This window comes from bacterium, from assembly GCA_035454885.1.
Lineage (GTDB): Bacteria > UBA10199 > UBA10199 > JACPAL01.
The window spans coordinates 1-8,803 of the sequence record DATIGE010000011.1 but is presented as its reverse complement, the minus strand read 5'-3'; the positions used below and the strand labels follow the sequence as shown (position 1 = coordinate 8,803).

The window sequence follows — 8,803 nt, the reverse complement described above, 5'->3', positions numbered from 1 at the left end:
ATTCCTTTTTAAGGTGATGGACGAACCAAGGCGCCTCCGGCGCCTAGTTCAAATCCCGCCGCAAAATGGAAACGGGGTGCCATCATGGCACCCCGTTCAAGTGGAGGCGGCGGGAATTGAACCCGCGTCCGGGAACCTTCGGTCTACTCCAGCTACAAGCTTAGCCCCGATTTGTGTCTCATCCTCAGACGACCCTCGAGACAGGGATTCTGAAGACCAGCCTTCTGTTGATCTCGACCCTCAAGCCGCAGGCGCGCTTGAGAACCTATCCCACAAGTTTCGTCTCAGGCGGATCGTGGGAGAACCCACAAGAGACGTCGCGGTCAATTAAGCCGCGAGTGCGAGCTCAGGCTCGGCATTTAGTTTAGTTTGCAAGGTTTAGTACGAGGATCTTGCAACCTCGGCTTGCGTCGTATGACGTCCAACTTCCCGTCGAAGCCAGTTCGCCCCCTTCCGCTCAGCACCGGCAAAGCCGGATGCTTCGCTCAAGTTGAGAGAGCTACCGCGCTCTCTCAAACTCTCATCTGTTTTTCAAAGATCTGGAACGTTCGCTGCGTACACTCGCTCACTCTTACAGGGTAGGCGCTGGCTGTGCGCGGGTCAAGGGGGGCTATTCTGCCTTCTTCTGGCAGCACTCCTTGAGCCACTCGGTCAGTTTTTTCAGGGCCTCGGCGAGGTCCTTGCAACACTCGGGGCCGCAACAGCAGCAACCGCCGCCGCCGGTGCCGCAACACGGCTTTTTCTCGGACGTCTTGGGGTCTTTTTTCATGACGATTTCCTCCTCTTCGTTGGTTTCTTTCTTGGGCCGCAGCAACCGTCGAGGGAATCCGCGAGCGACCTGAGGAACTTGACGATGAAGCCCGTGTTGATCGCGTAGCGGACCTCCTTTCCCTTCCGCTCGGCGGTCACCAGGCCGGCCTCCCTCAAGACGGCCAGATGCCTCGAAATGACGGAAAGGTCGACCGGGCAGCACTCGGCGATCCGGCCCACGCAATCGTCCGTCCCGCAGTCGGCGAGCCTCCACAAGAGGCTCAACCGGTTCGGGTCCGAGAGGGCCTTGAAGATCCGCGACGGATTGTCCGCTGGCTTGTTCATATGCACAAGTATGCAAATGATAGGAGCCTTTGTCAAGGGGGGCTAACTCCTCATCATCCTTAGGAATTTCTCGCCATCTCCCCGGAAGTGTGTTAGAAACGTCTCTCTCAAAGGGGGGGACACTATGAATCCAGATCAAGTTCCACAGATGAACCCGGCGATGGGCGCCGGAATCGGGATCGGCGTCTTGATCGTCTATCTCGTCGCCTACGTCTTCTTTGCCTACTGCCTGGCGAAGATCGCCGAGAAGACCGGCCAGCCGTTCAAGACGGCCCTCATCATGGCGCTGATTCCCATCGCCAACATCATCCTGCTCCTCCAGGTCGCGGCCAAGCCGCTCTGGTGGATCATCCTGCTCATCATCCCCATCGTGAACATCGTCATCGTCGCGATCGTCTGGATGGCGATCTGCGAGAGGCTCGGAAAAAACAAGTGGCTGGGCCTGCTCATGTTCGTGCCCATCGCCAACCTGATCCTCCTGCTGATGCTCGCCTTCGGCGGGGGCGGGGTGCCGGCGGTCAAAGCGGCCTAGTTCAGAGAAAAATCGGCGTTGTCTGATCGAAAAAGCCCTGGGTCATCCGGCCCGGGGCTTTTTCATTCCTGGACAAGATTCCACGGGAGTCTTGCGACGGCGTCCCGGAGTTCTTCGGAACCCTTGCCGAACGCCTTGTTCGCCAGGATCGTCCAGCGGCCGGAGCGGTATTCCATCCACAGCTTGGGGTAATCCCCGCCCGAACGGGATCGGGGGATCTGGGGCGTGACGAAGAGGCAGTCGCGGATCCGCCCGCCCCGCGAAAAGCAGGTGCCCGCCGTGAAGGCGATCCGGTCGCCCTCCCGGGGATCCCGCATCCCCAGGCAATACCGGACGGCGCGCCGGAAAAAGTCTTCGGGGATCCGGATCAAAGAGGCCACCGAAATCCCCGGCTGGGTGATCGCGATGATGCCCGGCCGCCCCTTGAGGACGAGCTCCTTGTCGGCCTGCGAGAAAAGATCCGCCACGATGCCCGGGACCTGCGACTCCGGAAGGGCCCTGGGTTTCGGGGGTGGGGGTGGAGGCGGAGCGATCTCCCGTTTCGGAGGGGCCGGGACCGGAGGAGGCGCCGGCGGAACGGCGGGCCTCGGGGCGCGCGGCGGGCGCGGTTTGCCGTGAGCTTCGGGGCGAGGCGACTTGAGGGGCCAGGACGTCGTCGCCAGGACGTCCAGAACGCGCTCGCGGACGGCGCGGGAGCCGATGACGTGGCGCGGGGAGATCTCCCAAAGGTCGTGACGCATCTCGAGAGGAACGAGCGGAAAGCGGAGCGGCGCCGTCCGGTAGTCCTTGGCGGAGGCCTCCCGGGGAGGATCATAGCTGACGGTCATGGCCGCGGTCACCGTCGAGCCGCGCAGTTCGCCCCGGTCCGCGTGCAGCCAGAGGAGGTCCCCGTTACGCGCCGGTTTTTGTCCGAGCGCGCGGTAGACGGCCTCGCCGAAGGCATCCGCCGGGATGCGCGGGAGGTTGTCCAGGTAGACGCCCGCGCAGGTGAGGGCGACCGGTTTCCGCATCGGCGCCGGCCGCTCGGCCTTGAGTTCGGAAGCGAGGGGGTCCTGGCGCGCGAGGAGGATCGACGTGTCGAAGAAAACCGGCCTTCCCCCGTTGCCGGTCGCGTAGAGGCCGTTCGCGATGTCGTACCGGTGGCCGTCCAGCCGTCCTTCCGCAAGGTCGCGGAGGAAGGCTTGCACCGTTTCCATCGGAAAATCGTGACGGAGGGTCTCCGCCGCTTCCTCCGTCGGGATGATGGTCCCCGCGCCGGCCGACTCCGGTTTGAGGACGGCGAAGGTCGCGTCGAAGACGAAGGATGAGACCGCCCCCGCGCGCAGGGCGGCGGAGGCGAAGAGCTGGGCGGACAATTCGAGGGGCAAAGAAGGCATGATCATCGGCCCGGCATCGGCCGTGAGGAGACGCCGGTTGCGGGATGATTTTCAACGGCTGAGGGAACAGCCGCCCGGGGAGTTCGCGGGAGTTTCCGGAGACGGTTCGACGCCTCCGGTCGTCCCGCCCCCGTCCCCCGTGGTCGTGCTGCCGCCCGTCTCGCCCCCGGCGGTCCCCCCGGTGGTCCCTCCGGTCGTTGGTTCCGGCGGCGTGTCGTCGATGGGGTCGCAGGCGTCGCCGATTCCATCGCCGTCCCGATCGGACTGGTCGGCATTGGCGGCCAGATCGCAGTTGTCGGGCCCGTCCAAGACCCCGTCATCGTCGTCGTCGGGGTCGCAGGCGTTCCCCGCGCCGTCGCCGTCGGTGTCGCTTTGGTTCGCGTTGGCCTTGAGCGGGCAGTTGTCGGCTCCGTCCAAATCGCCGTCGTTGTCGTCGTCGGGATCGCAAACATCGCCCAGGGCGTCGCCGTCGTGATCCTCCTGGGCGGGGTTTGCGTCCGTATCGCAGTTGTCCGAAAAGTCCGGGACGCCGTCGCCGTCCGTGTCGGTGCCGGCGGTCAACCAAGCGGCCGCCGCAAAGACATCCAGGAGCCCCGCTCCGGAAAGGGGGTCGAATCCCGCCGTTTCGATGTCGGCGGCCGTCGCGAGGAGGGCCGCCTCGGCGTCGTCCCCCGACGGCGCGAGCCCCCCCAAGAGCAGGGCGGCGGCGCCCGCGACGTGAGGGGCGGCGGCGGAGGTCCCGAAGAAGGGGCTGGGGAATCCGCCGAACCCGCCGACCTCCACGCCGTCCAAGGCGGTGAGGTCCGGCTTGGCGCGCGACTCCACGGAGGGAAAAAAGATGTCCGCCGGGCCCTGCGAACTGTAGGCCTCGACGTCGTCGTGGCCGGGGTCGGCCGCGTCGACGGCGGCGGCCGAAAGGACGCCCGCGACCGCCGGATGGCCGAAGAGGCTCCCCGCCGCCACGTTGTCCTCCGCGGCGAGCGTGCCGCCCAGGACGAAAAGCTCGATCCTCTGCGCGTTTCCCGACACCTTGCGGACCTGGACCTGGCACCCGCCGGCGCAGTTGAGGTCCGCCGCCTCGATCGGGTCGTCGTTTCCGTTCTGATTCGCGTTGTGGGCCCCGCATTGGCCCTGGTTCTCGCCCTGCAGGCAGAGGTCGTAGTCGTCCCCCGAACTTCCGAAGGGGTTGGACCACTGAAGGATGACGACGGGATTGAAGCCCGTCACGTTGAAGACGTTGTTGCCCGCGCCGATCTGATGGCTGCCCATGCCGTCCCCGCTGTCGGCATAGTCGCCTTCGTAGTGGTTTTCGGCGTCGTTGCCCCCCGCGGAGGCGAAGACGATGCCCGCGTCGACCGCCTCCTTCACCTTCAACGCGACCAGGCCGTCCTCGAAGTACGGCTCATCGTAGAAGCCCAGGTCGTCCACGATGACGTCCGCCTGGAAGGTGTTTTTGAGGTCGTCGACGCGGTTGCGGAATTCGAGGCTCGTTGACAGCCCCGCCCCGAACGCGAGCGTCGCGCCGGGCGCCATGTCGTGGACGATCTCCAGCATCGCGGTGCCCTCGTCGCCGTCGCTGCAGCCGCAGGGATTGGAGTCGTTGCACGTTCCAAAGACGGTGATGCCGGCCGGAAGCTCCTCGGCCGCCGCCGCGTCGCAGAGGCCGTCGACGCCGTCGGAGATGACGCCCACCTTGACGCCGGTCCCGTCGTAGCCTAGGGCGCGCAGGTCGTCGGCGCGGTGGACCGCGTCGCCTTCCGTCCGGCAGGCGTTCCCGGACTGCGAGGCGCAGGAGGCGAGCCTTGAGACGCCGTAACTCGGCGGCGTGATCCGGCGGACGAAGGGGAGGTCTTGAATCGCGCCGAGATTCTCATAAGGCACCCAGGCCTGCACGATTCCGGCCTCGCGGTCCGCGATCTCGATGCGCGCGCCGCGGCCTTTCAATTGCGAGAGGACGCCGTCGTTCAGGGCCTCGACGTGGAGGTAGGTCTGGACCGCGCCCGCGCCGTCGACGCGGACGAGGCGGCCGGAGTCCGCGCGCGGGAGACCGCGGCGCTTCAGGTCATGGAGCCGGTTGGCCACGTTCCGGAGGCGCGGGTCGATCTTGGAGTCTTCGGACGGCGCCGGGACGCCGGGGAGCGAACGTTCCTGGGATTCCAGCCGGAGGCCGCCCAGGCAAAACAGGGCGGCGAGTACTCCTGCAAAGACCCTCCGGCGCATGCGGTCCTCCCAAAGGATCCAATCATGCTACCGGAATGCGGATGATGTCCAGGAAATGGGAACTACGGTCCGGCCGGGGCGGGGGCCGTCTCCGGGGCCGGCATCGTCTCCGGGGGCGACCGCCTCGGTTCCGCCTTGCTGCCGCCCTCGAAAATCTTTTTCTTCGCGCACCGGAAGAGCTCATCCTGCGTGTAGGCCACCCCCGTCTCGTCCCGGATGAGGCCGAGCTGGCTCGCGGTATCGATCCACGAGACGGCCTGCGAGGCGGTCAGGAGCAGGCCCTGGGCGCAGAAGAGGACGTCGTGAAAGGTCGCCTTGTCGGCGGCGGCCTTGAGCTTGTCGCCGAATGTGTCGTTGTCGAAGTCCTCGACCTTCAGCTCGGTCTTGCACACGTCGTTCAAGTAAGAAACCACAAGGGACTTGGCGTCGGCCTCGAGGATCTTTTCGTCCTTCACGACCGTTTCGAATTTTTCGCATTCGCCGCCGCAAGTCTTCCAGCACGGCTCCTGCTCCTTCAGTAGGCAGCCGTCGGCGCCGTTCGGGTCGCGTTTGACCTCGAGGTAGCGGACCTTGCCCTTCCATTCGTCTTTCATGAAACTGAAAGAGTATGTCTTGGCCGCGCTGAAGGGCGTTCCGGAGAGGGTGAAGGACAGGGTCCACGGCGTATGGTCGCCGGCGCCGCCGCACTCGCCCTCGCAGGTCTCGTTCACCGGCCGGCCGAAACGGGACGTGATCTCCTCGGACCAGTCGCGGCCCTTCACCGTGGCGTAGGAGTCACGGTCGTCGCAGACGTCGTCGGCATTGGGATTGATGGGGTCGACCGGCCCCGGACATTCGACCTCGTTGGAGGCCGTTTCCGTCGGAGGGGTCACCGTTTCCGTTCCGCCCTCGATGGTGTCCGTCGTGGCCACCGTCTCCTTCGCCTTGGAGCAACCGAACCCGCCGCCTCCGGCGCTATGGCTGCCGTCGTCGGTCAGGCCCGCCTGGCCCATGAAGAGGGGCGCGGACAGGGTCGCGAGGGCAAAGGCATAGAGGATGGGTGACTTCATGGAGACCTCCTGTATAGGTAAAAGGATCGGCCGCGCCCCCTTAGGAGTTGACTGGGTGCGGCATTCGGAATCGACCCATGATGCGAAAAACATTGAAATCAGCCGGGAAAATAAAAAAAATTATCAAAATGATAATTTTTTTGTCCTTCGTTTTGGGGGGAGGAGGGTCCGCCTGGCCGGGGGCCGGGGAGGGGGGGGACGGCGTCCTCTCCTTATATACCTACCATTTGGGCGAGACGGCCCGGGTCCGTTACCGGGAGGGGGACCGGTACCTGCCCGAGTCCCTGAAGCAGCTCGAGACGATCTTCCGGTCGAGGGATTCCGACAAGGTCCTGCCCGTCGACCGGAATCTCCTCGAACTCATCGACCGGATCGAGGACCACTTCGGCGTCCGCCAGGTCGAGATCATTTCCGGTTACCGGAGCACGGCCTTCAACAAGGAGTTGAAGGCGACCGGCCACGCCGTGGCGAACGAGAGCTTTCACACCAAGGCCATGGCGGCGGATCTTCATTTGGACGAGATCACCGAGGAGGCGCTCAAGGCTTACGCCGAGTCGCTCAAGACCGGCGGCGTCGGGTTCTATCCGTCGCTTCATATGGTGCACGTGGACGTGGGGCCGGTGAGGACCTGGGGCGAGCCCGCGCCCCGCAAGGCGTGGGTGGGGGAGAAGAACGCGGCGGCGCCGGTCACGCTCACGGTCGCGCCCGACCGGTCGGTCGGGAAGAAGGCCTTGGACTCGCTGAAGGTCGAGGGCGGGGCCATCGAACCGGCGGTCGACATCGAATTTTTCGATCGGGGCCGGTGGACGGTCGTCGGCCAAGTCGACGCAACCGTTCCCCTGAGCAAGCAACAGGAGGCTCTGGCCGATCTGCCTTTTGGAAAATTCCGGCTGAAGGCGAGAGTGAAGGGCCAGCCGGACCTGTTTCAATACTCCAACGAATTTTATTTCAAACGCATGTAGGGGCGGGGTGATCCCGCCCCTACCGTTTCCGCCGCATCGCGCGGTCCATCTCGCGCTTTTGCTCCTTCTTCTTGATGTCCTCCCGCTTGTCGATGTTCTTCTTTCCCCGCGCGAGGCAGATCTCGATCTTGGCCCGGCCGTTCTTGAAGTAGATCTTCGTGGGGATGAGCGTGAGGCCGCGCTCCTTGAGCTTGCCGATGAGGTGTTCGAGCTCATGGGCGTGGAGGAGGAGCTTCCGGGGACGCAGGGGCGCGTGATTCAAGCGGTTGGCCGGCGGGTAGGGGGCGATGTGCGAGTTGTAGAGGATGAGCTCGCCGGACCTCGTATGGACGACGTAGGCGTCGCCGATGTTGGCGTTGCCGTCGCGCAGGGACTTCACCTCGCTGCCGAGAAGGACCATCCCCGCCTCGTACTTGTCCAAGAGTTCGTAACGGAATCCGGCCTGGCGGTTCGTGGCGACGATCTTGATACCGGGGGATCCCTTCGGGCCTCCCCCGAGCCCCCTGTTCGCTCGGACGGAATGAATCCGATCCTCGCTCACGCCAACGTTCACACCCTGACCCGCTTGCCTTCGACGAAGACGGCGGCGATCTCGCGGTCGGTGGTGTTCTCGATCAGGGTGTTGGCAAGGCGTTTGGGGGTGACCTTCTCGGGCAGGCGGACGGCGATCAGGTCCGCCTCCTTGCCGCGCTCGAGGGTGCCGATCCGGTCGCCCAAGCCCAGGGCCTTGGCGCCCTCGATCGTCGCCATGCGGAGGAGGTCCTCCGGCGACGGCTGATCGGCCTCGGGGTAATGGTTCCGGATGAAGCGCATCTCGTCCCAGAGCGAAAGGGAATAGAGGGCGCCCGTGCCGTCGGTGCCGAGCGCGACGAGCGAGCCCGTCTCTCGAAGCTTCTTGAGCGGCGGATTTCCGAGCTTGAGCCTCGCGTTGGACCGCGGGCTGTGCACCACGCGCGCGCGGTTGCGGGCGATCGTCTCCAGGTCGTTGTCGGCCAGGTGGTTGCAGCCGATGAGCGTGGCGTTCTCCAGGAATCCGATCGAATCCAGGTACTGGATGGGCGTCTTGCGGTGCTCCGGCGGGAGCTGATTCGCCCATCCCATGGCGGGGAAGAGCCGCTCCGCGATCTCCCCGGAGGATTCGTAGAAGAACTGCATCTCGGAAAACGTCTCCGCGACGTGAATCTTGCAGGGGATGCGCAGTTCGCGGGCGTGCTGGGACAGGATTTTGAGCAGGTGGCGCGAGAGCGTGTAGGCCGCGTACGGCGCGAGCCCGGCGGAGAGACGCGACGACTTGCAGTCGAGAATTTCGTCCACTTGCGAGAAGGCGCCCTCGTAGCCGTCCAAGATGTCCGCGTCGCCGCCGGTCAGGAGTTCCGGAAAGAGCACCATGCGCATCGGGCTGTTGGCCGCCTGGGGGATGACGCCCACGTACTGGCCCGCGTCGCCCACGCACGTCGTCCCGGAGCGGAGGAGCTGTCGGATGCCGTCGTCGAAGCACTGGCGGCGCCCGGCGGGCGTGAGCGACCGCCGGTGGTTCCAGCCCAAGGTGAGCCAGTCGAAGAATTCGAG

The 8,803-nt window shown here is 65.2% G+C and carries 9 protein-coding genes and 1 other RNA gene; 2 read left to right on the top strand and 8 right to left on the bottom strand.

Features of this window, described 5'->3' with window-relative positions:
• Positions 1–98 precede the first annotated feature (98 nt).
• The 3 genes from ssrA to VLJ37_02290 all read right to left on the bottom strand — a co-directional run bounded on the left by ssrA (position 99) and on the right by VLJ37_02290 (position 1,095).
• Positions 99–451, bottom strand: a transfer-messenger RNA (tmRNA) gene (gene ssrA / locus VLJ37_02300).
• Between the two features lie 159 nt (positions 452–610).
• Positions 611–769, bottom strand: a complete 159-nt coding sequence (locus VLJ37_02295; protein HSA58501.1) for a hypothetical protein — start codon at positions 767–769, stop codon at positions 611–613.
• Entirely contained in the window at positions 766–1,095 is a 330-nt protein-coding gene (locus VLJ37_02290) for a metalloregulator ArsR/SmtB family transcription factor (protein ID HSA58500.1), read from the bottom strand. The genes VLJ37_02295 and VLJ37_02290 overlap by 4 nt, the downstream gene beginning before the upstream one ends.
• A gap of 124 nt (positions 1,096–1,219) precedes the next feature.
• Between VLJ37_02290 and VLJ37_02285 the strand changes: the two genes are divergently transcribed.
• Positions 1,220–1,627, top strand: coding sequence for a DUF5684 domain-containing protein (locus VLJ37_02285; protein ID HSA58499.1), 408 nt, complete (start codon positions 1,220–1,222; stop codon positions 1,625–1,627).
• A 62-nt stretch (positions 1,628–1,689) separates the two neighbouring features.
• Here the strand turns inward: VLJ37_02285 and VLJ37_02280 are convergent, their stop codons facing one another.
• From VLJ37_02280 to VLJ37_02270, 3 genes are all read right to left on the bottom strand, one after another.
• Positions 1,690–3,003 (bottom strand): hypothetical protein, encoded by a 1,314-nt coding sequence (locus VLJ37_02280; protein HSA58498.1) that lies wholly within the window; start codon positions 3,001–3,003, stop codon positions 1,690–1,692.
• A gap of 51 nt (positions 3,004–3,054) precedes the next feature.
• The gene (locus tag VLJ37_02275; protein ID HSA58497.1) at positions 3,055–5,223 is read right to left on the bottom strand and encodes a thrombospondin type 3 repeat-containing protein; all 2,169 of its coding nucleotides are present in this window, start codon (positions 5,221–5,223) and stop codon (positions 3,055–3,057) included.
• Between the two features lie 62 nt (positions 5,224–5,285).
• Positions 5,286–6,272: a hypothetical protein gene (locus VLJ37_02270; protein ID HSA58496.1), complete on the bottom strand. Its 987-nt coding sequence runs from the start codon at positions 6,270–6,272 to the stop codon at positions 5,286–5,288.
• A 128-nt stretch (positions 6,273–6,400) separates the two neighbouring features.
• Here VLJ37_02270 and VLJ37_02265 point away from each other — a divergent pair, with 128 nt between their 5' ends.
• Complete coding sequence (locus VLJ37_02265; protein HSA58495.1) at positions 6,401–7,234, top strand: DUF882 domain-containing protein; 834 nt, start codon at positions 6,401–6,403, stop codon at positions 7,232–7,234.
• A 19-nt stretch (positions 7,235–7,253) separates the two neighbouring features.
• Here VLJ37_02265 and smpB read toward each other — a convergent pair whose 3' ends face one another.
• Both smpB and VLJ37_02255 read right to left on the bottom strand, forming a co-directional pair.
• Positions 7,254–7,787: an SsrA-binding protein SmpB gene (gene smpB, locus VLJ37_02260; protein ID HSA58494.1), complete on the bottom strand. Its 534-nt coding sequence runs from the start codon at positions 7,785–7,787 to the stop codon at positions 7,254–7,256.
• On the bottom strand, positions 7,784–8,803 hold a 1,020-nt coding region (locus VLJ37_02255), incomplete at its 5' end, for an amidohydrolase family protein (GenBank protein ID HSA58493.1). The genes smpB and VLJ37_02255, both read right to left, overlap by 4 nt.